Origin of the sequence: Shewanella sp. LC6, from assembly GCF_006385735.2 — a bacterium.
Classification (GTDB): Bacteria; Pseudomonadota; Gammaproteobacteria; order Enterobacterales; family Shewanellaceae; genus Shewanella; species Shewanella xiamenensis.
This window is the reverse complement of the sequence record NZ_CP043903.1, coordinates 105,803-129,560: the sequence shown is the minus strand read 5'-3', so window position 1 is coordinate 129,560 and position 23,758 is coordinate 105,803. Positions and strand designations below refer to the sequence as shown.

The 23,758-nt window shown below is 44.2% G+C and carries 29 protein-coding genes and 1 pseudogene; 4 read left to right on the top strand and 26 right to left on the bottom strand.

Annotated features, from left to right (window positions below):
• Nucleotides 1-77: 77 nt before the first annotated feature.
• The 9 genes and pseudogenes from FJD32_RS23130 to cadR all read right to left on the bottom strand — a co-directional run.
• Nucleotides 78-371 (bottom strand): annotated as a pseudogene (locus tag FJD32_RS23130) (Fic family protein); the annotation flags it as partial.
• Nucleotides 371-1,636: a restriction endonuclease subunit S gene (locus FJD32_RS23125; RefSeq protein ID WP_140907562.1), complete on the bottom strand. Its 1,266-nt coding sequence runs from the start codon at nucleotides 1,634-1,636 to the stop codon at nucleotides 371-373. The pseudogene FJD32_RS23130 and the gene FJD32_RS23125, both read right to left, overlap by 1 nt.
• The gene (locus tag FJD32_RS23120) at nucleotides 1,633-3,204 is read right to left on the bottom strand and encodes a type I restriction-modification system subunit M (RefSeq protein ID WP_140907561.1); all 1,572 of its coding nucleotides are present in this window, start codon (nucleotides 3,202-3,204) and stop codon (nucleotides 1,633-1,635) included. Before FJD32_RS23120 ends, FJD32_RS23125 begins: the two co-directional genes overlap by 4 nt.
• Nucleotides 3,205-3,259: 55 nt before the next feature.
• Nucleotides 3,260-3,754: a PIN domain-containing protein gene (locus FJD32_RS23115; protein ID WP_011637413.1), complete on the bottom strand. Its 495-nt coding sequence runs from the start codon at nucleotides 3,752-3,754 to the stop codon at nucleotides 3,260-3,262.
• The gene (locus FJD32_RS23110) at nucleotides 3,735-4,838 is read right to left on the bottom strand and encodes an XRE family transcriptional regulator (RefSeq protein ID WP_140907560.1); all 1,104 of its coding nucleotides are present in this window, start codon (nucleotides 4,836-4,838) and stop codon (nucleotides 3,735-3,737) included. The genes FJD32_RS23115 and FJD32_RS23110 overlap by 20 nt, the downstream gene beginning before the upstream one ends.
• 164 nt (nucleotides 4,839-5,002) lie before the next feature.
• The gene (locus tag FJD32_RS23105; RefSeq protein ID WP_140907559.1) at nucleotides 5,003-5,596 is read right to left on the bottom strand and encodes a tyrosine-type recombinase/integrase; all 594 of its coding nucleotides are present in this window, start codon (nucleotides 5,594-5,596) and stop codon (nucleotides 5,003-5,005) included.
• 319 nt (nucleotides 5,597-5,915) lie between these two features.
• Nucleotides 5,916-6,326: a hypothetical protein gene (locus FJD32_RS23100; RefSeq protein ID WP_140907558.1), complete on the bottom strand. Its 411-nt coding sequence runs from the start codon at nucleotides 6,324-6,326 to the stop codon at nucleotides 5,916-5,918.
• Nucleotides 6,327-6,355: 29 nt separating this feature from the next.
• On the bottom strand, nucleotides 6,356-6,958 hold the full coding sequence (locus FJD32_RS23095) for a DUF2913 family protein (protein WP_140907557.1): 603 nt from the start codon (nucleotides 6,956-6,958) through the stop codon (nucleotides 6,356-6,358).
• 110 nt (nucleotides 6,959-7,068) lie between these two features.
• On the bottom strand, nucleotides 7,069-7,476 hold the full coding sequence (cadR, locus tag FJD32_RS23090) for a Cd(II)/Pb(II)-responsive transcriptional regulator (protein ID WP_004364961.1): 408 nt from the start codon (nucleotides 7,474-7,476) through the stop codon (nucleotides 7,069-7,071).
• Between the two features lie 95 nt (nucleotides 7,477-7,571).
• On the opposite strand from cadR, the gene FJD32_RS23085 reads away from it, so the two are divergent.
• On the top strand, nucleotides 7,572-8,468 hold the full coding sequence (locus tag FJD32_RS23085) for a cation transporter (protein ID WP_004364974.1): 897 nt from the start codon (nucleotides 7,572-7,574) through the stop codon (nucleotides 8,466-8,468).
• A 3-nt stretch (nucleotides 8,469-8,471) separates the two neighbouring features.
• On the top strand, nucleotides 8,472-8,984 hold the full coding sequence (gene lspA / locus FJD32_RS23080) for a signal peptidase II (RefSeq protein WP_003821921.1): 513 nt from the start codon (nucleotides 8,472-8,474) through the stop codon (nucleotides 8,982-8,984).
• Between the two features lie 219 nt (nucleotides 8,985-9,203).
• On the opposite strand, the gene FJD32_RS23075 is transcribed toward lspA, so the two are convergent.
• The 4 genes from FJD32_RS23075 to FJD32_RS23060 form a co-directional block, all read right to left on the bottom strand.
• Nucleotides 9,204-9,761: a hypothetical protein gene (locus FJD32_RS23075; protein WP_140907556.1), complete on the bottom strand. Its 558-nt coding sequence runs from the start codon at nucleotides 9,759-9,761 to the stop codon at nucleotides 9,204-9,206.
• Nucleotides 9,762-9,788: 27 nt separating this feature from the next.
• Nucleotides 9,789-10,433: a hypothetical protein gene (locus FJD32_RS23070; RefSeq protein WP_140907555.1), complete on the bottom strand. Its 645-nt coding sequence runs from the start codon at nucleotides 10,431-10,433 to the stop codon at nucleotides 9,789-9,791.
• Nucleotides 10,434-10,804: 371 nt separating this feature from the next.
• Complete coding sequence (locus tag FJD32_RS23065) at nucleotides 10,805-11,539, bottom strand: S24 family peptidase (protein WP_088212913.1); 735 nt, start codon at nucleotides 11,537-11,539, stop codon at nucleotides 10,805-10,807.
• Between the two features lie 205 nt (nucleotides 11,540-11,744).
• The gene (locus tag FJD32_RS23060) at nucleotides 11,745-12,104 is read right to left on the bottom strand and encodes a hypothetical protein (RefSeq protein WP_011711511.1); all 360 of its coding nucleotides are present in this window, start codon (nucleotides 12,102-12,104) and stop codon (nucleotides 11,745-11,747) included.
• 240 nt (nucleotides 12,105-12,344) lie between these two features.
• On the opposite strand from FJD32_RS23060, the gene FJD32_RS23055 reads away from it, so the two are divergent.
• On the top strand, nucleotides 12,345-13,451 hold the full coding sequence (locus FJD32_RS23055; protein WP_140907554.1) for a hypothetical protein: 1,107 nt from the start codon (nucleotides 12,345-12,347) through the stop codon (nucleotides 13,449-13,451).
• A 532-nt stretch (nucleotides 13,452-13,983) separates the two neighbouring features.
• On the opposite strand, the gene FJD32_RS23050 is transcribed toward FJD32_RS23055, so the two are convergent.
• The 13 genes from FJD32_RS23050 to FJD32_RS22990 form a co-directional block, all read right to left on the bottom strand.
• Nucleotides 13,984-14,583 (bottom strand): recombinase family protein, encoded by a 600-nt coding sequence (locus FJD32_RS23050; protein WP_140907564.1) that lies wholly within the window; start codon nucleotides 14,581-14,583, stop codon nucleotides 13,984-13,986.
• A 292-nt stretch (nucleotides 14,584-14,875) separates the two neighbouring features.
• Nucleotides 14,876-15,025, bottom strand: a complete 150-nt coding sequence (locus FJD32_RS23045; protein WP_181160253.1) for a hypothetical protein — start codon at nucleotides 15,023-15,025, stop codon at nucleotides 14,876-14,878.
• Nucleotides 15,022-15,219 (bottom strand): hypothetical protein, encoded by a 198-nt coding sequence (locus FJD32_RS23040; RefSeq protein ID WP_140907552.1) that lies wholly within the window; start codon nucleotides 15,217-15,219, stop codon nucleotides 15,022-15,024. Before FJD32_RS23040 ends, FJD32_RS23045 begins: the two co-directional genes overlap by 4 nt.
• A gap of 240 nt (nucleotides 15,220-15,459) precedes the next feature.
• Complete coding sequence (locus FJD32_RS23035) at nucleotides 15,460-16,218, bottom strand: hypothetical protein (RefSeq protein ID WP_140907551.1); 759 nt, start codon at nucleotides 16,216-16,218, stop codon at nucleotides 15,460-15,462.
• 451 nt (nucleotides 16,219-16,669) lie between these two features.
• Nucleotides 16,670-17,710, bottom strand: coding sequence for a competence protein CoiA family protein (locus tag FJD32_RS23030; RefSeq protein ID WP_140907550.1), 1,041 nt, complete (start codon nucleotides 17,708-17,710; stop codon nucleotides 16,670-16,672).
• A gap of 126 nt (nucleotides 17,711-17,836) precedes the next feature.
• The gene (locus FJD32_RS23025) at nucleotides 17,837-18,259 is read right to left on the bottom strand and encodes a hypothetical protein (protein ID WP_140907549.1); all 423 of its coding nucleotides are present in this window, start codon (nucleotides 18,257-18,259) and stop codon (nucleotides 17,837-17,839) included.
• Nucleotides 18,260-18,879: 620 nt separating this feature from the next.
• On the bottom strand, nucleotides 18,880-19,428 hold the full coding sequence (locus FJD32_RS23020; protein ID WP_240200030.1) for a DUF1524 domain-containing protein: 549 nt from the start codon (nucleotides 19,426-19,428) through the stop codon (nucleotides 18,880-18,882).
• Between the two features lie 10 nt (nucleotides 19,429-19,438).
• Complete coding sequence (locus FJD32_RS23015; protein ID WP_140907547.1) at nucleotides 19,439-19,747, bottom strand: hypothetical protein; 309 nt, start codon at nucleotides 19,745-19,747, stop codon at nucleotides 19,439-19,441.
• 22 nt (nucleotides 19,748-19,769) lie between these two features.
• The gene (locus FJD32_RS23010) at nucleotides 19,770-20,666 is read right to left on the bottom strand and encodes a hypothetical protein (RefSeq protein WP_140907546.1); all 897 of its coding nucleotides are present in this window, start codon (nucleotides 20,664-20,666) and stop codon (nucleotides 19,770-19,772) included.
• Nucleotides 20,667-20,677: 11 nt separating this feature from the next.
• Complete coding sequence (locus tag FJD32_RS23005; protein WP_011711517.1) at nucleotides 20,678-21,325, bottom strand: recombinase RecT; 648 nt, start codon at nucleotides 21,323-21,325, stop codon at nucleotides 20,678-20,680.
• Nucleotides 21,326-21,338: 13 nt separating this feature from the next.
• Nucleotides 21,339-22,061, bottom strand: coding sequence for a recombinase RecT (locus FJD32_RS23000; protein ID WP_140907545.1), 723 nt, complete (start codon nucleotides 22,059-22,061; stop codon nucleotides 21,339-21,341).
• 77 nt (nucleotides 22,062-22,138) lie between these two features.
• Nucleotides 22,139-22,402, bottom strand: a complete 264-nt coding sequence (locus FJD32_RS22995; protein ID WP_041413303.1) for a hypothetical protein — start codon at nucleotides 22,400-22,402, stop codon at nucleotides 22,139-22,141.
• Between the two features lie 13 nt (nucleotides 22,403-22,415).
• Nucleotides 22,416-23,117, bottom strand: coding sequence for a hypothetical protein (locus FJD32_RS22990; RefSeq protein ID WP_011711519.1), 702 nt, complete (start codon nucleotides 23,115-23,117; stop codon nucleotides 22,416-22,418).
• Between the two features lie 71 nt (nucleotides 23,118-23,188).
• Here FJD32_RS22990 and FJD32_RS22985 point away from each other — a divergent pair, with 71 nt between their 5' ends.
• Nucleotides 23,189-23,719 (top strand): lytic transglycosylase domain-containing protein, encoded by a 531-nt coding sequence (locus FJD32_RS22985; protein WP_086903608.1) that lies wholly within the window; start codon nucleotides 23,189-23,191, stop codon nucleotides 23,717-23,719.
• Nucleotides 23,720-23,758: the final 39 nt, after the last annotated feature.

Below are 23,758 nucleotides of genomic sequence, written 5' to 3'. Positions count from 1 at the left end.
CCATTTGATCATGCAACAAGATGCGCTTCCACCCTAATTTGATGATTTATTTGTAAATCATCAGGGGATTCTTCAGCGCTGGGTGTGAATGCAGGCAGTGCATCATAAGCGGCAATCGCGCCTTTTACCTCGGCCAGCTCACGCACGCTGCCGAGCACGGGCTTACCCTCAACAATGGCGGTAATTTGTTCTTCAGTTAAGCTATTGCCTTCAATCGCCAGCGTGCCGGTAATGGTTTTAATGCGGTTTTGCTTGCGCAGTTGCGGCGAGGCATTGAGCTGGCTGGCATTTAACTCACCCACCTGCTGGCTGATTTGTGCCACCAAGTTCAAAATATCGCTGGTGATGGTAAAAGGTGGTTGGTAGGCCATTAAGCTGCCTCATCTGAATGAGGTTTAGGGAAGCTCAGCAGCAAATCTCGGTAATATTCGTATTGCTTCTGGCGCAGCTCGATTTCGCGGGGCAGACCTTCGGTAATGGAGCTCGTTAGAGTGTCAAATTTGTCGAGAATAGTAACGATTCGTTCTTGTTCCGAAAGAGATTTTTCTCTATTGCTAGCAAATGGAATAGGAACCAAATACTCCATGATTTTTGGCTTATTTCCTCGTGGCATTTTTGCGCCTTTTGCATGTTGCATGTTGTATTCAAAAAACTTGTCATCAGCTAAAACTTGATACAAATATCGTGGATTTATAGCTGTATCAGTCGTCTGAACAACAAGAACATCGCCATTCGTGCCGCCAACTCGATCTGCATGCCATATCTTCTTCAAATAAGGACGTATATTCCCAATTAAGATATCATCAGGATTGTATTGTGTAAGATTTCCACTATCAGGGGTTCGAGTGGAGTCTATTTTACCAGCTCGATTCTGAAGTAAGCTTTCAACACCAACGTAATTGCTGTCATCTAGTTCTGTGTAACTAATACGAGCCTTTGAATACTCGGCTATTTCACTCAAAGCCCTCCACTCAACTTCACCCTCTTCAAAACTCAACAACTTGTCGCGGTAGTAGTTGTATTGTTTTTTCCGCATGTTAAGTTCGGCGGTCAGCTCGGCGGTCAGCTCGGCGGTCATGGCGGTAAATGCGTCCAGAATACGCACTATTTCAGCTTGTATTGCCAGCGATTTTTCTGGGTTATCTGGGCATGGGATGGGGACTTGAAACTGTTTCAGTTTACCTAGGCTAATGATTCCCATACCACCATTTTTATTGGCATTTTCAGCACACCACTTACCGAACTTGAAGAAATAGTGAAACATAAACTTAACATCAACTTTTTCTCTATATTCGTCATTAAATGAAAAGCTCGTTATTTGTTGATTAGTTAGAAATGGCACTTCAATAAGAGCGTGTTCACCAAGTGTTGCGGTTGTAGACATTATTAGTGAGTTGGCAGGAATTAATTTCCCCTTTACCGCTAATTTTGAAACGCTTTGGATAGCAGACTTAAGAACTCTACCATTCGTACGAATATCCTCCATTCTGAACCACGGAACTTCCCCATTAGCCCAATACGCAGAGTTTGCTTTAGAAGGTGTGTATCCATTTTTTAGATCAAATATTTCGCCGACTGGCTTCCACTCAACCTCAACCCCATCCAGCAATTTCTCTAAATAGCTAAAATGACTCATGCCTCAAGCTCCTCACCTTCAATTTCCGCTACAATGGCGTCAATATCACTGCGAAGTGCATCAATTTTAGCAACGGTAGTTTTAAGTTCGGCATTAAGCTCTGCAATATCCACTAACTCGCGATTATCTTTCGCTTCCACATAACTGCTCACCGATAGGTTATAGCTATTGGCTGCGATAACATCCAAATCAACGGATTTGGCAAAGTGATCCACGTCCTCTTTGCTGGCAAACACCTTCATGATGTTTTCGATGTGTTCGTTGGTGAGGTTGTTGTTGTTGGTTTCTTTTTTAAACAAACCGCTGGCATCGATAAACTGGGTGGTGGTGTCGGTTTTGTGTTTAGACAGCACTAAAATATTTACCGCAATGGTGGTGCCGAAGAATAGATTAGGTGCCAGTGAAATCACAGTTTCAACATAGTTGTTATCAACCAAGTACTGGCGAATTTTTTGCTCAGCACCACCACGGTAAAAAATACCGGGGAAGCAGACAATGGCTGCGCGGCCTTTGCTTGATAGGTAACTGAGCGCATGTAATACAAAAGCAAAGTCGGCTTTTGATTTAGGCGCAAGTACGCCAGCGGGCGCAAAGCGGTCGTCGTTGATTAGGGTTGGGTCATCGCTACCAATCCATTTCACCGAATAAGGCGGGTTTGAGACAATGGCATCAAAGGGTTTGTCATCTAAAAAGTGCGGTTCGGTTAAGGTATCACCCAACTGAATATTAAACTTGTCGTAGTTAATGTTGTGCAAAAACATATTCATACGCGCCAAGTTATAGGTGGTGTGGTTGAGCTCTTGACCAAAAAAACCATCCTCAATGATATGCGCATCAAAGTGCTTTTTAGCTTGTAAGAGCAACGAGCCCGAACCCGCCGCAGGGTCATAGATTTTATTCACACTGGTTTGGCCGTGCATGGCGAGCTGCGCGATGAGTTTTGAAACATGCTGAGGGGTGAAAAATTCACCACCGGATTTACCCGCATTGGCGGCATAGTTTGAAATCAGGAACTCGTAAGCATCACCGAATAAGTCAATTTGATTATTTTCAAAACCGCCTTCAAAATTACCGAAGGTTAAACCTGCCACGCCTTTTAACACAGCTGCCAAGCGTTTGTTTTTTGCCTCTACCGTATTACCCAGACGATTACTGGTGGTATCAAAATCCGCAAACAAGCCTTTGATGTCTTTTTCTGAATCATAGCCATTGGCTGAGTTTTCAATTGCAGCAAAAATAGCGGCTAAGTCTGTGTTTAAATTTTCGTTCTTGTGCGCATTTGCCGCCACATTGCTGAACAACTGGCTTGGGTATAGAAAATAGCCTTTCGTGCGAATTGCATCATCTTTTGCCGCTATGATATTTTCATCGCTGTCGTCCATTGCTGCATAGTTAACGCTTTCGTCACCACCAGTAATGTATGCCTCAAAGTTCTCACTGATAAAGCGGTAAAACAGCGTACCCAATACATATTGTTTAAAATCCCAGCCATCTACTGAGCCTCGTACATCGTTGGCAATCGCCCATATTTGGCGTTGAAGTTCGGCACGTTGTTGTAAACTTGTCATTATTAGAATTCCTGATCGTTCTAAATTGCACTTTATGAGGGCAACCTATTAATTATTAATTTACTTGCTCTAGTTCTACTAAAGCTTGTTCTGCGATATGCCAAGGTAGACGCCTGCCATTGGCTTGCATCTGCTTATAGGCTGCTCGCGCTTGTTCGGTATTGATTTGCTGATGAACCACCAGTTGGCTTACTAGCCAAACTGTGCCTTTAACAATGGCAGCTTCTTTTTCTGCTGCTTTTCTCAGTGCCATATCACCGGTCAGTAAAGGACACTGTTCTTGCTTTGCTAAAGCAAGGGCAAAACAATCGTTTCGGCTCGCTTGGGTATAGGTCCCCGTTAGCTGCATGGCATACATCATTGATTCTGCAGAAACCTCTTTTAGCGCTAACCCTAAATCCAGAAGGTGGGGATGATCTTCTTCAAGTTCTTCAACAAAAAGAATATCTGGCGTTGCAAAGTCATAGGGCAACTGAAACATTGCTTCCAGTAAACCACCTTCTTCCATGTCAATGAGGATATTGGCATCACTAATTAGCAGCTGCTGCACGGCTAGCCTCCTGAGCTAACTGTGCTTGAGTCGGCACCTCCAACTTTCGTTCTTTACGAAAGCTAGAAACCGACATTCCCAGTAACTCTGCGGCTTTTGATTCCCCAATATACTCCTCACCTAGCGCACGATAAACGAGTTGCTTGTGTAGATAAGTCGACTCATGCGGGTAAGCTTTTCCTGGCTCCTCCGTTCGCCAGCCATTTTTGCTAAACAGCATAAATAGGTTTTTCTGAGTCGCAGGCGTAATTATTCCACATTGGCCAGCTCGAAACAGTGCCGCTAGCATGCTAATACCGTATTCGTGCTTAAGCATGAGTAATTCACGCGGTTCAATATGACGGCGTTTTTCACCCAAGTGTTCAATAAGTGATTGAGTAGGTAAAAGGAAAGCGCCTGCAAAAGTATTACAGGCCTTCTCTTCGTCAAGGCCTTCAACTAAACGTCCATGCACCACTAAGTGTCCAAGTTCGTGGGCTAAGGTGAAACGTTGTCGGTCACCACTTTGAGCCGTGGAGATAACGACGACAGGCGTGCTGCCAATTTTCCCCGCCAACCCATCAAATTTTTTATCTGTTTCCACATCAGTGGTAATGATCATCACCCCTTTAGCTTCAAGTGTATCGATCATGTCGTGAATTGGGTTTAGACCAAGGTCCCAAGCATGGCGCATCTGAATAGCCAAGTCTTCCGCTTGTTCTAAGCTAAAGATTTGTTCTGGAAGCTCATTTGGTAAAGTAAACTCAGGGATAGGCTTCACTGAGTCGGGATACAACTCTAAAAGCTCTTGCCAACGTTCAGCTTGTTCTAAAACATCGCCATTAATTCGGTCTAACACTTTCTTTGGTGTACTAGCACGCTTGCGGTACTCTACGCCCTCTAGTTTCACCTTCGTTGGACGAAAGAAGTACTCAGTGCGCACATCGAGCGCTTTCGCGAGTTTTAGTAGGTTTGAAGAAGAAGGCATAGCCGTGCCATGTTCATACTTTTTAATGGCGTTAGCGGACAGTCCTACCTCGTTGGCTAATGCATTCATGGATAGCCCGGCAGCCTTACGGGCTCGTTCTAAGCGTTCTGCAAACATGGAATCCTCTCAAGCAATAGCTCGGTTTATAAAGTCATTAAAATTATGTTTAATATAAACCTTATAAATAAGATTTTCTATCTATTTTGCAGCGCAGGGTTCTCCATTTTGCTCATGCCTAACCTTACAACCTACCGATGTATATAGACTTATTACGGGTAACGTCAAAACTCTATATCTTCAGATATATGTAATGCATCTTCCATTTCTACCCCTAGATAGCGAATGGTACTATCCAACTTGACATGGCCTAGTAGTAGCTGCACGGCTCGTATGTTCTTTGTTCGAGCATAGATCAACGTTGCTTTTGTTCTTCGCATAGAGTGAGTTCCATACAGGTGAGAGTCATAGCCAAGTTGTGATGCCCAACGACGAATGATTGTTGAATAACAGCTATAACTCATTGGTCTGCCCGACTTTCGAGGACTTGGGAAAAGATAGTCTGAAATGGCTAATTGGCTGTGTATAAACCACTGGGTTAACGATTGTGCCGTGCGTGACGTGATTTCAAATTGTACCTCTCTACCCGTTTTACTTTGGCTATAAAGGACACGATTTTGGATAATACCACCTGACGAAATATCCCTTACTTTCATCCTGAGTAAATCACACGAGCGTAACTTGCAATCAATAGCGAGATTAAGTAACGCTAGCTCCATGATATTACCTTCGATTTCGAGTCTAGTGCGGATACGCCAGATATCCTCGAGCTTAAAGGGCTTTTTCTGCCCAGTTCGATGGCCTTTTTTCGTCCACATAACTGACCCCTAAATGACTTTAGAAATGTCCTTATTTATTTTAGCTTGAGATTGAGGTCAATGAGTTGAATAGATATGCAATTTAGGAAATTGTGACAGATTTGAAACTCAAAACTGTAGTGTATTTGGTCTAACTGATAATGGGGCAAAAATGTGCTAACTCTTAATCCGCACATTCACCAAAAGAGCCAAAAAATATCAAACTATTATATAAATGATCAAACATTATTAAGAATTATCAAACTATTATATAAACGCACAAAGGATTCATAGAGTTATGTCCAAAAATTTACACATTTGGACGATATCACGCGCTATATTAATTGTGAATGTCTTCCGGCATTGCTTTGTTGAGGATATACAAGAAAATCGCCGCCGAAGTGCAGGTGATAACTACGGTTCCAATGCCATAAATAAATAACGAAATTAACGTGCTACCAAGAAACACGTTCTGAATAACCATCGCCGGAAATGTATTGGTATTATCCATTTTAGTTGTGACCAGTAATGTGGCCAGCGCCAGAAAAGCAGGGGGGTGAAACTCAACAAGCCCTTTATCACTTAGCATATACAACCCAGCCGCCATAAAAGCGATAGCGGCGCCTGACCGGAGTAAAGGTATTGCGTGATTATGTCGATAAGGGAATATCATCCACAACGCCCAAAAGAAGCCTAAGCCGGATAAGTTGCGTACAACATCATGTAAGGTGAGAGAGGATAATTGAATCATACCGAGAGTTCCTTTCAGCTATTTTAGCACTATTGAGCATCCATCCAATGAGCGCTATCGATGATAAAAAAGTTGGCAGTGTTGTTTGTTAAAACCACACATTCAATCAATTGATAATCTGAGTTAAACACCTTCTTAAGTGCAATTAAATTGTCCTCTGAAGTGTAGCGATAGTTAATCATCATCGGAGCTATTTGTTGGCCATCTTCATTGAAGCAATTCTCAATCTGCACTCGGTTAAAACGTATCTCGCAGGCATTGTGATCCACTGTCACAGGTTGTTCACTGGTGCTGAATTGGATTGGCTCTTTGATAGCATCAATCGCAGTGACCAACCATTCAGCCAGCGCAATCATCCTGTCGTATTTGACGCTGGAGCTGTTGATAACCGATAACATTTGATTAATGCAGGCTTCCATGTCCTGCCCTTGGCGCCCAAGTAGGATGACACGCTTAACATGACTCTTAATTTCACGGCAGGCCTTGTCATCGACAAATGGCTTTAACCGTTTAATCAAAATCTCATTGCGGCGCTGAACTGGCACAAATCGGCCTGATTCTGCGCAGGTGAGATAGAGGTGCATCTGAGCAGAGCGAAACACTGTCTTAAGCTGCTCTTCGTAACTGTTCATCTTTTTAAACCTTTCAAATTAAAGGGTAAGCGGATTAAATGGTTGATCTTACCTTTGCATGAGAGTGAGACAGACCGGCATCTCATCGGATTATCTGGTTGATGCTTCACCTACTGCTGGTGCATGTTTCCTTCGCTAATTCCAGCAAGAACCCCACACGCCTCAACTTCCCGGTCATCGTTGCAACTCGCTCTCAGTGAAACGAGTTGTTTCTCAAGCGCTTGCAGAGCGGTTATCTGCGACCGCACATGAGAGATGTGATCATCGAGCAAGGCGTTGACGGCGGTACAAGGCTGATGAGGGTCGTCCTGATAGCTCTGTAGTTCGTGAATCTCAGCCAGTGACAGGCCCAGGATTCTGCAGCGACGGATGAAGGCCAGCCCCTCACCATGCTTCTCGGTATAGACACGGTAACCGTTGTCCTGCCGATCAGGCGGTGGCAACAAGCCCTGCTGTTCATAGAAGCGGATCGTCTGTGTTTCGACCCCTACCAACTGCGCCAACTGACCAATGCGCATCAGCCTCCTCCCCAACGGATTCTTTACTCTATTGACCTTATAGTAGCTTTATAGTTTAAAATGGTACCACAACATTGTTCAAGTGGAGTCGTATCATGAGCAAATCCTGTGGTGGCGCCTGTGGCGGTGATGCAACGTCCGCAGCGGATACCGATATACAGGCCTCCTCCGAGGCGCCAGGGAGATGGGTCAGTGTTTATGCCGTGCCGAAGATGGACTGTCCATCAGAAGAACGAATGATTCGCCTAGCCCTGAACGGCTTTGAGGAGATTCGGGCGCTGTCCTTCGACTTGTCGAACCGCCGGCTGAAGGTCGTGCATGACGGCGAGGTCGAGCCCGTCACCTCGAAACTGAAGACCTTGGGGCTAGGCGCCTCGCTTCAGGAAACCGTCGCTGCAAATCCGGAGACCATCAAGGCCGCCGAGTTTTCGGCAGCTTCTGCTAAGCAAGAATCCGGGACCCTGCGCTGGTTGCTCGGCATCAATGCACTTCTGTTCGTGGTGGAAATGACTGCCGGTCTGATCGCCCGGTCCACCGGCCTGATTGGAGAATCCCTGGACAATTTTGCCGATGCGGCGGTGTACGGGCTTGCCCTTTATGCGGTTGGACATAGCGTGAAAATGCAGGTACGTGCCGCGCATCTTGCTGGTGTACTGCAACTGATCTTGGCTGTGGGCGTGCTCGTAGAGGTGGTGAGACGCTTTGTATTCGGTAGTGAGCCTGAATCGCTGGTGATGATGGCTATCGCATTCGTCGCATTGATTGCCAATACCAGTTGTCTGCTGCTCATATCCAAACATCGGGAAGGCGGGGCGCACATGAAGGCAAGCTGGATATTCTCGGCCAACGACGTGGTGATCAACCTGGGGGTCATCACCGCCGGCGCCCTGGTCGCGTGGACCGGTTCCAATTATCCGGATCTGATTATCGGCACCATCGCGGGGGGCATTGTACTTAACGGTGCCAGACGCATTTTGGCGTTGAAGGGTTAAATAATGCTCATTATTGGCAAAAAGCTCTCGCCGTATGCCCTATTGTCCATATCGGGCCTGCTGGCAGCGTCTGATCAGGCTGTAAAGTGGCTGGTGCAGCAATCAATGGCCTATGGCGAGTATGTTTCGGTGACCCCGTTCTTTAACTGGGTGCACCTATGGAACACCGGTGCCGCATTCAGTCTTTTTGCGAATGGTGGAGGCTGGCAGCGCTACTTTTTTATCGGAATCGCGGTAGTGGTCTCGATTTTTCTGATCAAGCTGATCCTTGAAAATCGTCATAAAGGAGAAGCCATCGCTTACAGTCTTATCCTCGGTGGCGCCATGGGCAACCTGATTGACCGGGTCTTTCGCGGCTATGTTGTGGATTCCTTTGATTTCTATTGGCGAGACTGGCATTGGCCGGCCTTCAACCTGGCTGATATTGCAATTGTCCTCGGTGCCTTACTTTTCGTTTCCAGCAGCTTGTTGGGTAAAAAAGCAAACACCAATGCCGAGTCGGATGGATCTGACTGACACCTACGCCTATACAACACCATGACCGAACTTCCCGACAACATCCTTCACCTGCCGCAATACCAAGTACTTGGACATAAATAAGTTAGAACACAGACTCTAACTCATAAATTTCGGATTAAAATTTCTATGGCTTAATAACGCTCTGATAAGCAGGAAATCGCGGTTGGCTATAAGCAGTAAGAATAGCTAACCGTTATTTTCCTTTTAATCAAATTATTATGTACATTTTTGCAATTTGTTAATGAACTCATCTATTCCTGAGCCTGTAGGCAATAGAATATAAGGAGATGTTTGATAAGCACGATCTGTAATACCAAGAGCATATTCAATTTTACCAAATAACGACCAACACCGCTCCAGTAAAACCCTTAGGGTTTCAGTTGTTACCTCTGGCTTTGCTGCCCTGACTCCTTGAATGGCTTTAAGGTCATTATGAGCAAGAAGTTTATTTCGATACGCCTTCAAATTTGAAGATTTAAAAAGTTTGCATAATTCTTCAAAGTTTTCTTCTAATTCAGCGTGATTATTATCATTAGTTAATGATATTAGGTATAGGAAAGACAAGTTTTTATCATTATTGCCTTTAAGATCAAATAGCTTTGCTATTTCTAAATAGAGAGCATCAACTAAGCATTTTTGATAGTTACCAAAAACGAATGAATGAAAGTTATTTAGTGTATTTACAGAATTAGTATTGTCGAACAATTCACTATAGACAGTAAAATTCAGTGATATGTCGGACAATTTATTCTTAAATAATGCTGAAGACTCCAAAGTACCCCCTAGTACGCCCTGTTAAGGTTATAGCGATTTTTTAGCACCGATGAGATTTAACGCTTCTGTTTGGATTTCAATTGGTGCTTCATAGGTCAGGCTAATGCTGTAAATCCCTTTTCTATAAACGAGTAATCCACCAATTTTATAGTCCCGATCATAAGTTTTTTTTGTAAGGACTAGACCAGAAAAATCTGGAAATTCGAACTTTCTTGATTCGACCTCCTCATTGGCAATAAATGCTTTGCTGCTCAATTCGTAACTTGGCTCAAGTGTCTTTTTAATGGTATATGGTCCGTATTTTTTGAGTAGCAGTCGAGTGATACTTTCGAACTCTTCATCAGTGAGCACTTCAAATTCATAGTCCCCGCTAACTAGGATACATTTATGTGGATGGTCGTTAGCAGTTTCACACAAGGGCATAAAGTAATAGGTAGAGGATTTTAAAAGGTGGCCGCTTATTTGTTCACTATTGGGGTATACGAGCATTTCACCTTTACTACCATTGGACGGATTACCTTTGGTGGTAAGGACATCAGATTTAGTCACTCCCCATTCAAAGCCGTCAAACTCGCCAATGTATCGCTTGTTTAGCTGGGTGTAGGTGCACCATGCTCCAGCCCCGATAACTACGCTAAGCGTGACCGCTAATCCTACTTTTGAATTTATCATTCTTCTTAAAAATCCCAATTATCAGAGTTAATCGACGATTTGATCCAGTAATAGTGGATACTTTGTAACATTACTAAAACTGGGTCAACTTAGGCGAGATATGTTGTTTGGGCTAAGCGGGCTGAAAATCGTTTTGGGGCAGTTTGATGCTGAAAGACATCTGCACTCCTTCCATTGAAAGCACGCCTTAAAGAAGTGACTAATTTTCTGGAAACTGATAACATCAAAACTCAAGTTTTAGGAAAAATAGCTAAAAATTACTATTTTTCTGGAAAAGGCTAGTAAGCCTTATCACACAAACCTTTCCAGATTTATTGCTGATACCACCTGTGTAGGTAAGCTGTTCCCATCGCATAACGCTATTATGCTGCTCATACCAATAAACTCGGTTGTTTCAATAATCTAATGGATGCTGGCACGACCCCTTCGCACCAGAAGCGGTCATCAAGCCTAATTGATACCGGCTCAAAATCGTCATTAGCCGATAACAACCTGCTATTGGATAGATCTAAGACTTTACAAACAAATTCCTCGTTATACATGGCTATGATGACATCGCCGGAACTTGGAGTTAGTTGACGTGACACTATCAGGATGTCACCGGAGTGGATGCCCACCCCCGTCATAGACTCCCCTCTTGCACGACCCACAAACGTCGATTCAACCAGAAGGTCATCGAGGCTTTTCAACACTAGAGGATCGCGCTTGCGTCGATGAAAGCGCACGGCACAAATGGCCACGCCCTGAATCTCTATCCCGTCTGTGACTGATATTTCGGAATAATGAGCATTGGTATTGGCATGAAGTTGATGATGGTCATGGTCATCGTCTAGCTGCCGACAAACGGTTTCGCCGTGCACCAGCGCCAAAACGACATCTCCCCGCGTCGCAGTCAATGACTTATCAACGACAAGTAGATCTCCGGTAAATAGCCCAAGACCCGTCATAGCGTCGTCGGTAACCTCTGCAAATACCGTTGCTGATGGGTGTGAGACAATAAGATTATTGAGGCTTAGCGCCTTCTCTTGGTATCCAGCGGCTGGACTCTCAAAGCCGTGTATGCCTGCCGATGCCAAACCAATGATGACGTTCATAGGACAAATCACAAATACTGTACATTAATACAGTATAGCTAATTATTGAAACATAGAAAATCCCGAAGATGATTTTTTGCGTAAAGAATACATGGAGGGAACAAATATTAAAAAGATAAGCACTCCATTACAGGGTTAGAAACTACTGCTTGGAAGTTGGGCCTACTACCATCGGGGTTGTAGGCCTCACTGTTTTGAAGAGTATTAGACAGGTGATTTATCGCGTGTAAGTCTCAAACACTCGGTCAATATCCAGCTTGAACGCATCAAGGTCAGGCATTTCTCCAGTATGCTCTACATACCCCCAGAAGAACTCAGCCAGCTCAGCCACAACGTCGAATACCGCAAGCCCTGAGAACGCTTTACCCTCGGCATAGAGATCTTCACCTTTTAGCCAAAACGCTTCAGACAGCGCAAACAGCTCCATCACAAAGTCATCTTCCCCCATCCCCAACACATCACCAATGACTTGCTCGTTGGGGCTCGTCGTCAACACGGCATTGGTCAGATAGTAGTGGTACATAGCGACCTCTGCATGGTTGCGCGGTGCAGTTGGCGTAGTTGCTAGTTCGGTCATTTTTTCTGTCCCATTCAGTTGATGTAGGAACATTCTATTACGGCGGCCGATCCTGGCAAATTTCAGGATTTACCCTTCTATATCAGCACCATACAAGACAAGAATGACGCAAATCACCACGGGAAACGGGAAACGATGTTTCCGTAAAAACATCGTTTCCATTGCAGAGTGTTGAATAACAGGCTACACTGGGATTTATCGATGTAAGTCATTAACTTTGAAGATGTTTGAGGCAAGCAAATGGAACAATTGGCAGTGAAACCGAAGGCAACTCTTGAGGAAGTGACTAAGCTCGCGAATGAAATGCTTAAAAACGGTGTCGAGCCAACGACACGTAACTTGAGCGTTCATCTGCAGGGCAGAACATCGTCGATCCAAGGGTTCTTGATTGAGTACAAAAATAATCTTGAGCATAGAAAAAATGCTATCGCGGAAGAGGTTGGAAGCCTTGCCGTAGCTAAGTTGCTGTCTCAAGAACTGTTGCTCATGATTGACCGTCGTAACGAATCGCTGACCGAGCAAGTTGCCCAGTTGACGCGAAACCTTGATGAAACGCTATCGCTGTTAAGTGACAGTGAAGATAAGTTAGAAAGCGTCTTGAATACTACGGCGGCTCAAGTTGCGGAGATTGAAACCAGCACCGCAGCCAAGGTCGAAAAGGCCCAATCCGCTGTAAGCCTGATAGAGCAACAACTGCGAGAGTTAAAGGCCACCAGCGAAAAGGCCATTGATGACGCAAGAAATCACGCAAAAGCCGAAGTATTAAAAGCAGAAGCATTAGTAGACGCAGCGAATGGGCGCGTTGCACAAGCAGAGACCGAATTAAGGGCATCTCGAGAGCAAATTAAATTACTCAGCATCGATTTTGCGAAGCGTGAACTAGAACAGCGAGAGTTAGAGCAAGCGAAGGCCACCATTGCAACTCTGCAGGCCACACTATCAAAGCAGCAAGACCAGATCTCATACACCACAGCGAACCTTGAGCGATTGACGCAGGACCGAACAGAATTAAAGGCTACAGAAGCCAAGCTAGGTAAGACTGCGGAAAATTTAACGGCAACCTTAGTATCGGTGCGCAATGAATTAGCAGACTCTCGAGCAAAACTAGCCGAGGTTAATGCAGAAAAGTTGGCATTTGAGCGTGATACGCAAAGACTTAATACAGATCTCAATAGTTATCGTCAGCAAGCAAACCAACTCGGAAGCGTCCAAGCTGAGCTTATTAGCGTCGAAAAACAACTGAATCAGGTGAAATTAGATCTATCTCAATCCGAGCGTGAACGGGAGATATTATCCCAAGCTCTAGCTGCCAACCGTGTGGCGGGCAGTCAGACCGAGAAAAAATAAGATATTTCGAAGGATGTTCGTGTTGGAGAGGAATAACTTTCATACTCCTTGTGGCTTACTTCTGGACAAAAGTGAGCTAGGTTTTTTTACTCTAATTCGTAGAGTTCGGATTAAAATTTCTATGGGTTAACGACTGACATAACCGGACCAACAGCGAAGCGGTTGACTCTGAGCCTAGCGAAGCTGGGCGGCGTTAATGGACTAATTAGGCAGGAGCAGAATATTTTCTGGGTTCATTGTTTTTTGACTAGAAAGCTGGAATTGGGGGATTTTGCATCCATTGTTCAATGACGTTGACGATATCGAGTCTATTGCGACTTGAGAATGTTCCGACAAGAACGCCCTGAAAGTCACCAATATAGGCTTCGGCCCTGTAGAATTTTTCAGATGCTTGGGCATATATCCCAACATCAATGAGTATGTCGAGGCCTTTGTTCTTCATTTGTAAAACGGGTTCCGCCGAATAACCCCCAAAAGTGACGATTCTGGGATTCTACGCCGGAACCCCAGATTTATCCGTTGACATAAATTATCACCGGTTGAGCAACTTTATTCCGTCTGCTCGCAGTTGACCATCAGGCGAAATATGCCTGTACAGTGTTTGTCGGGTGATCCCCAGTTCCTGACATAAAGTACTCACTTTTGTCTCTGGTAGTCCCATTGATGCCATTGCCAATCGCAGTTTTATTGACGTCATTTTATAAGGCCGTCCGCCATTTCGGCCACGAGCTCTTGCTGAGGCCAGGCCCGCGGTCGTTCGCTCTGCTATCAATTCGCGCTCAAACTCGGCCAGTGCGGCAAAGATGCCAAATACGAGTTTGCCAGCAGCGGTTGTAGTGTCTATGTTAGCACCATGACTGGTCAGTACCTTTAGTCCTATCTCTCGACTGGTCAGATCGTGAACAGTATTAATGAGATGACGAAGGTTACGACCAAGTCGGTCCAGCTTCCATACAATCAAGGTGTCTCCGGGCCGTAGAGCCTTCAGGCAGGCTGTAAGTCCTGGGCGATATTCACGTTTTCCTGATGCACGATCCTCATAAAGATGAGCTACATCGATGCCTGAAGCGAGCAATGCATCACACTGTAAATCATTCGTCTGTGAACCCTCAAAAACAGATTTAATACAAATAGTTAGCCGTCATATCCTGTATAAGCTTATAGATAATGGACAGAGATTCGATCATTACTTATCGAGGGATATAGTGACTCAAGTGCAGCTTACTGTGATAAAAGCCATTAGTGCCTCTACCCTGTTATCTTAAACATAGAAAAGCGAAAGCCCAGATGAAAAATCTGGGCTTTCTAGTCCTCTAACGGACAAAATACTTCAGGCCTCGAGGGCTACTACTTCATAATATGACCATACCGTCAATAATGCAACACTATCGCGTTATAGATGAGCACTCATAACTATTCTTTTCTTACTTTTTTTGCTGTTTCCCAGCGTGTTTTATAAACGCTTTAGGCAAATCAACAAGAATAAATTGAACACCTTTAAAAAGTAATTTTGGATGTTTAAAAAGCAAAAAGAATAGACCTAAAACAACAAAGATTACGATCAGTCCCATCAATTATAACTCCAATTGTGACCACTGCAGCTAGGACACTCGATTTTAAAGCCACTCACAACACCAGCAATAACATCAGCTCTCGCTTGTGGTGAAATACCGTTATTCATACTCGCCTCACGCCCGATTTGTCCAATTATCAAACCAACCATTTTAGCATTTGAAACTTCTTCACCGCACTTTTTACATTTAAACATACTTAATTACCTTAATTTTTTGTTTATATTCACTCAACGAAACTACTTAATTTATTTAAGAATACCACCATCAACATCTCAAATATGCCAAATATTGCATGTTTCGGAGTAATTAGATCACCGATTCCGCGATAAACCGATCAGGCAATACTTAAAGAATCCTTTCTATTCACAACAAGTAAGAAGGCACAAGTTGCATGTTCGATTACAAATCATTATTGCGGACAGGAGTCAGTTCAACTACCTACTAATATTTTTATCTTCTTCCATATCTTTAAAAAAATCGTTCGTTCTTATTGATCGTGTATACGTTTTTCCATCTACTTGTTTTGACCTGTCTAGTGACCCATCAAGAACAATACCTCGTTCACCAGTAAACATAATTCTTGGTTCTTTTTCATCACCAACAAAAGTAAACTGAGCCACAAGTTGACGCTGTTTATATAAATAATTAGTTCCTGCGTTTTCCCACGCTGTGTACCATCCTAACTGGTCAGATTCTTCTTCTGTTTTGTATTTACCTCCTCCATATCTTAAGTCATCTTGCGCGATTGAAATATCCCGTTCAATATTATTTATGGTATAGGCAGAATCGGCATACCCATTACCTTTCTGCTTCTCCTCTATTACCATGACTTTGAATTTTTCTAATTTCTCTTTTAAATCTGCAAGCTTTTTATGTTTGTTTGAAACAAATTCATTGTATTCTTTCAGTTCTACTTTCCCAACGTCTTTATAGGTGTCAACAATTTCGTTAAATTTTTTAACATCTTCAGAAGTATCAATATGGCAGATATACTCCACTATCTTGATACTCTTATCACCCTCAAATTCATGCCATTCAACATCCTTGCAAGATTTTCGTGTATCTAAAATATCTTTAATTACATATATATCATTATTGGGGGAACGAGAATTCCTTACCTTTTCTATATTACCTGAACCACAACCAGTAATAATGACAGAAGCTATCAAAGCAAGTCCAATTTGTTTTTTCATTAACAACCCTTTATAATAAGAAAAATCTAGCATATAATTTATAACATCATCAGTATGTAGCAACAATACTTTATATGTGATAAACATTTGAGTTTAAGTCAAAAGTTACGCCCCGTACTGCCAGCATTTGAGTGCCCTGTTATCGCATTTTGGGGTTCCGGCGTAGAACCCCATTCTGAACAGAACGCTCCATGAGCAACCCATTTAGCCCAAAATTTAGATAAAATCGGGGACCTGTCCGTATAAACCGAGTTAGGAATGAGAACCGAGGCACACCAGACGTAATGTTTCGGCATCAAGTTTTTGGTAAATTAGGGGTTGCTTCATTAAACGGAAAATAAAGTACGCTAAGGCATTCTATATGGAGTAGTAAGGGGATAAACGCCCCCTTCTGTGGGAGGAAGGTTAACAAAACTGGACTCCCCAAGGCTCTATCAACTATTCACCCTGTTTAATACGAATGACGTCCTTTGGCTCCCTTGAAGCGCCAACTCGGCTCAGATAAACCAAACGAGATGGACCAGCTAAAGACCTTCTTCAATCTCGGAAGATTGTCATTCCACCAATCGGCTTCATGAAGAAAGAAATTACCTTGTAAGGCGTCACAGTGGATACAACCATTAGAAACATAGTGACCACCTATAGTCTTGCTGTAGCGCGGTTTAATCGGCCCAATTCCATGCTTAATAAGAAGGTTCGATTCAAATTTTTCGGCAATGAACTCGGCAGCTTGAGAATCATCAAAGCCTAGCGTATCAATATATTCTCCGGTCTCAGTGTTAAGGTCCAGAGCAAAAACAATCTGTGTAACCTTTTTACACCGCCAGCAATTAACGGCTTCATATCGGATACTAGCTTCCACTAGATCACCTTCTTTTGGAGCCCACTGAAGGCTACCTGAGAGAGCTCCGACAACGAAGCAACGAACAGAAACGCTGAACTCAGATACAAGAAAATCGTTGCCGCTTCGCTTAAAACCAAACTTTGGAAGTCCCCTAGACCTTTCAAATTCATGCTGAAAGTAAGTCCTGTTGCTCTGTTGCCGAAACAACCAAAGACACCTCACGCCAGACTCTTTGTATTTTAGCGTTCGCCTTATGTACTCATCTTCACTCTGAGGACTCCACTGGATCTCGATCGCGACTTTAGTGTTTCCCTTTTCGCAAAGGATATCTGCAATCCATCCTTCTCCGGATGGAGTATGCCCGGCCTTTTCAGTGCTGACATGCCAACCAAGCTCTTTCGCTTCTTTAGCGACAACAAACTTCAGATAAAGGTGTTCTGCCGTCTCAGGTGCACTGGTGCAATCACTTTTTCTTGAATGGGCAAAGTACTGTGTGCCAAGGTTACTCGTCTTCGGGATTGCAGTTCTGCCGCAACAGGGCATGGTTAATTCCCGCTGCTTGTACTCAACCTTTAAGGCTGCCCACTCTTCTTTAGCGAGGTCAAATGACTGAATTGGTTCACTATCAATAAGCGCCTTGAGGGGCATAGTTAGTTTTCCTCAGAATGAAGTACTGAGCACGCTCAGAGGCACTAAAACTCACACCAAGTTATTATCAGCTCAGTTTGGCGGATGTAATCGCACCGAAGGGATTATGTGTGCAAGCCGCTACACCTATCCGTTGACAGCGCAGTTAGCTGGCTCGCCATTTTGAAACTCCACGTCGTAAGAATGGTAATTATCCCAAGGTAATTCAAAAGATAGCTCAAATTCGTCACACTCATCCGACATGAACCATATCGATCGCAGCACAGCTCTCTTGCTGATTGCTTCGGGAGTCTCTTCTCGTTCAAGTCTGTCTTCTGGCACACCGAGATCCTTGTAGTGTTCGTAGGAATAATTCTCAAGAATTAGTCCCGATGCCGACAGAACCAGTTCATCGAGTTGTTTCAGCTGTTCAATTGCTTCTGAAACATACATGTTACTCGGTTCGTTATCAGAGGTTAATATCAATCGAACGGGTGGACGACCTTGAGCTATTTTGAAATCCGTGCATATCCACAAATTATCCTCTTGCTCGTTAAAGGTAATTTTCACAGAACTCTCCTGAGTAGCTAACGTCTTAGTATTTATGCGCTGCGCTGTTTGCAGGGCATAAATCGCTTGTTGGACTTGGTCGCTGCCACATCCATGCCAATTGGTAAAAATTATGCTATATAAATTTGCTTTTTTGTGGTGGCGATTTTTTATACAGTGTGATGGTAATCACCTGATATCGTTTTAGCTTTCTCATTCATTTACGCTACGCCTGACTCATTATTGACCTTGATGAACAGCATTTTGGCCTCGTATTCAGGCTGACACTCGTATCACATCCTCTCACAGGCTTGCGCTTATAAGGCAGGCTGCTTTTCGTTGTTGGTTATTCCGCTTCGTCTTGAGGGTGATGCTATCCTGACAGGCGTAATGGCAGGCTTTTGAAAGATCGGATGGGCATGAATTCTAGGTTGAAAGTAACCTCTTCACATTAGCATTTCTATCGCCAAAGCTTTATTTGCCCTACTTGCATTTTTAACTTTGAAACAAGCTTTGGGGCATAAACGATTTAGAAAAGGCAGTACAGCGATGTGAGCGCTGCCTTTCAGTATGATCCTTTAATACTCAGTATCAAACTTAACTTGGTGAAAAGTATTACTCTCCAACAAGTTTGACCACGTTTACCCCCTTTGACACTGAGCTACCAGCGCCAGCGCCCGTGGTTCTTCTTTAGTGAAATATTTTAGATGATACGTTTTCATGATCCGGTAAAATCGCAAGATATACTGACACTGATTGGTGGGCGGTAACCACTCGGTGATCCCCGCAGATCCTTTTTCTTTATTCAATCCCTTTTCGACTACCTGCAGATTTCTCACATCGTTTGCGAACATCTCACGCTGATAGCGATCCCAATATTTACCGCCTCGGGCATGGGCATAGCCAAGCGGTACAGTGTGATCCACATCGAGCGCAAAGGGATCGAGATAGATTTGCCCCGTCCAAGGTGACACCCATCTTCCCCGAGTCACGGTTTTACCATCACGGCTAAAACTTGGTTTAACCGTGGATTGTGTAGCGAGTAAGTCGTGGCGCGTATTGAGACCATTGCCATCCAGATCACTCCAATGCGGGTAATCTTCACGGTGATACTTCAGGTCGGCCGCAGCCAAACCGTTAGTAATGGACAAGGAAAGCATAAGTAATGCGAGTGAACTCAGCCTGGTCATACTAGGCGCCTTATTGGTTAAACAGTGATTGAACAACAAATGGGTCCGGCTCAAGCTCAAAATCATCCCCCTTCATGGTAGCCGTGCCGCTTAGGCACACGATTTTGTGGCATGAATCGCAGATACCGATTCCACGATAGAGAATGTCACTCTCTACGAGATGAATACTGCCCCTAACTAATTCATCCTTAAATTCTTCACCACACTTACACTCCATCTTAAACTCACTAACAATCTTTCCACTGCCTAGCGTTAGCGGGAATTGGCTCGCAAATGTCTGATGCTGCCCCATATACACTTTGATTTGCTTTGCGTTCACGTTGACCTCTCTTGATGTCCAATCACTCTGACAGATACTTCCAACGAAGCAATTTTTTACCTTTTAGAATGAGTTCTACATCGTACAAACCAGAGTCTCTTAAACCCGCCAAACCCTGTAACGTGTTCCCCATAATTTCTTTTGTCTGGTTCGATTTCACCACAGTCCCAATCGCCACGACTCTGCGCTGTATGGCGCTAACTTTGCTCAGCACTTCATAGGCTGTCGGCATCTTGGCCAGCACGTCGATATTTGGCAAAGGAGCCATCACCGGCACCCGAATATCAACCGAGGGCAAATGACGCAGTGCAGCGAGTGATCGCCCTGCAGATGCTTTACGCGCATTCAGACTTGGGGTTAACTTGGGCGATAATGGCTCCCCATCCTCTGCCACGTCCAAAATGAGATAACCGCTATTTGATTCCTCAAACATCGCAGACGTGACTTGCTCTTGGCCCACAAACCATGCAATCAATTTGGTGCAAACATGGAAGCTCTCACAGTGATGCGTGGTTAATACACTTAACTTTCCCTGATCTTTAACCAGCGTAAAAATCTGGCTAGTACCGCTTTCTACAATCCAATCACCGGCACAGATTTCCGGCATCGACTTCAGTATCTCTAATGGCTCACTCACTTTAGTCGCTGGGAGCGGCAACGTCCCTTCTTGTAAGAAGTAAGCCCCTAACTGAATAAAATGCTGAGTCCACACCGCGAATCGATTTTGAATGACCTCCCACACGGAGTTGTCGTCACGCGAGATCACTTCCAGCGCTTTCACGCCTTGATTCACCGAATTAGTGGCAATGGTTATCGAGTCATGTTCAACATACGCCTCAACGGTGAAAGTCGATGTCACGTTAGACGCAATCGTGAAGGGTGTTTTTAAACGGGTTGTCGGCTTTACTTGTAATTCCATTTTCTTGCCTCTTAAGCCGCTTCTGACCATGCTTTTTCGGAAAGTCTCACTGTTTTAGCTAAGATCATCCCTACAAAAAATTCATTCCAAGCTCTTGTGGCCACCTGACGATGTTCAAAGGTCGTCATGAGATCATCAAAGGTGAAATGTGTTACGCACACACCGCCACCAGCGAGCTCTGCTACACAATAGGCACCGCGGATATTTCCACGATTCTTGCTAAATGGGTCATATTGGTGGCGAGGTGGAGTAAAAGAGTCAATCCACTGAAAATCATCGGCTTCATACACAATCACAGGTCGTGCAGAACGGATGATCCCCGCCTTTGCCGCCGCGTCACGGTAACCACGGTATGTCCAGCACAGTTGCACCCCTAACCAACCACTATCGTAGTAAGCCCCTAACAGAATAGATGCCTGCTTGCGGTTCGGATTGAGGCTGATTTGTGCTTGTGTCAACTCAGTCATGACATCAAAAACGCTATGAATATTTACCCAGCCAATTTGGGATGGATTGAGCATTAACAGGCGCTGCAACTGAGCAAATAAAATGTTTAGCTCCGAGTACGGAAAATTGTTATTAGGGTATGCAGTATTAAATTCGACACAGAGATGTTGAACGTAGTGTGCGGCATCTGCCGAGGTGTATCTGGTACTCATAAAAACCTCTGGTTTAGTCAAATAGTGCATCGAAACGACATGCTGATGTTTCTACCACGCCAGCAGCCATAAACTTTGTTTTCTTGGTCGGTGCTTCAATTTTGCGGATTGGCCTTAACGCCTCACAATGCGCCATAAGGGTGTTATAAAAGCCGTCAAATGCAGTGATCGCGACATGGTTTAATAGGCGCCAAAGCGCTTGCTTCTTTACCATTTCATCGACGTAGATTGATTGCCAAACCTCTGAACCGTTCTCAGCTACAGATTCCAGTTCAATTTGGTCAATCTCAAAGGACACGTATTCGCCTGATGGCAATAGCGCTGAAGCAATACCGCCACGCAATTCGCCACGTTTAGGTGATAAGCCAACCAAGCTGACCAGTGGCATTCTGTCGTTAAAAACTCGAATAGAGTCCCCTTCTCGAATGGCCCATGCCTGATATGCTTGAATTTCACCCGATTGCAGCGCTAAATCCAGACCGCCGATATAGGTCAGTTTGGTTTCAATCTGACCTTCGTCATTCAGCGCCAAATACAGCAGATTTTCACCTGGGCTCCATGACAAGCCTGTCGCAGCGTAAACACTGAGCATGTAGGCTTCTAACTGGTCTCTGGGAAGGTCAAAACCCGATTCATCGATAACATACTGAATATGCATTTTTTCGATGTTTATCTCAGGAACGGTCACTTGCCGATTGTTGGCTATAGCTAACTGTATGTACTGACTCGCTTTCATAACGTAATCGCTTTGTTTTTACTGTTATGAGTATTAAGCCACACACTTTTTTTCTGGCAAATTTTTGGAATATTTCTTTATAAACAAGCCACTTGATTTGTGGTTGTCGCGGCGATCATGGTGTGCATCCATGAAAACTGGCTGACTGAACAGGCTTCAAATCCCACAATCTGACCTCTTTCACGACATAATTTCACCAGTCGTCCTCGGTCAATTAGGTACACAATTGCAGGCATTTTCGCTTCCGGCAAAAATTCTGAGATATAGGTCGCAGGGATTCGGTTGGACGTTAGATTTTCTAAAACGATGTAAAGGTCATTGATATGCAAAACTGACAGCATAGGTACTCCTTAACTACTCTCTGCCAAATTTGATTTTCTCGGAGGATGTCAGTTGGTTCCAACCTATCATTTTGGCCATGGGAAGGGGCTCTGCATCTACGAGATACTTACGCTGATTACTTTGTTCGGCGTTCACTTCATTGTCTTGGCCTGGCTTCTGTATAGTGGTAATGCTCGTGAGTGGAATAGTGCCAAAAATTGACTCTCTTTCGTAGAATAAGCAGCTTACGTGAGCCTTGCTGTCCTCTTTAATTCCGCCAGTGGTCTCAGCCATATACCCGTCAATAACGACAGCGCAGTCAGGGTAATCAGTAAACACGAGGCTGATTTTAAATTTTGTATCGTCGGCAAGGTAAGTGGTCACCCCATCGAATTGCACAGTCAAATTCGACTTGGCCACAGGATTGGCTGCAGCCAATGTGTCGAGTGAGCGAATAGAAACATTGACAGGATCAGTTAACAACGCGTTGTCTGCATTACTCGCCAGTTTGTACCACAAGATAAATCTATCGACACCGCCGGAATACATAAAATACGCAAGGACAGATACCGACACCACGGAGACAATTACCGGATCAAGACCTCTCCGTTTGCGAGAGTTATCCGCAAGCGATTTGTTTTTTAGCTTGTTTTTAAGCGAATCTAAAAAACTGAATTTGTTGGCTTTAATATTCTTAACCAATGATTCCAAAATCGTTGCGCCGCTGAATGCCATTCGAATGCTTCTCTAATAAATATCTCGTGTTATACTCGCCGATATTACACACTTTTTTAAACACAAACAACATGTCAACTATTGCAGATTTGAACGACACTTACTTAAGTAATGGCTATCGAGTACCCCAGCAGGAACTTGAGTTTTGTATTGCTAAAGCTGCTCGGCCTATCGACCCAGACTTATTACTCGCGGTACTGGTTGCTGAGGGCGGCAGACGTGGGGCGATTGTTCAGAATAAGAATGGTTCGTTTGATCTGGGCGTTGGTCAAATCAACACGATTCAGTATACGGAGACATGGTTTAAGTCGCGCTACCCTGATTGGCGTCAAGTGGCCCAGGATACGTGTACAGGCGTTGCTGCTGCCGCTGACGTATTGCTGCGCCGTATGTCAGAATTGAACGTAGGTCAGTCGGTGTGGGAGGCGGTTGGTCATTACAACTCTAAAACTGCCACGGTAAAAATCCAATACTTACAGAATGTAATGCAGATTTATACCAGACTTTCACAGAACAAGGGGACTGAATATCGTCCTTGGATGACCATTACCCACAAGCAAAAGCACTTCTTTACTTGGAGTAATAGAGAATCAGAGCGCTAATTGACTGCTCCCCTCCCTAAAGGAAGGGGATTCTTGTTT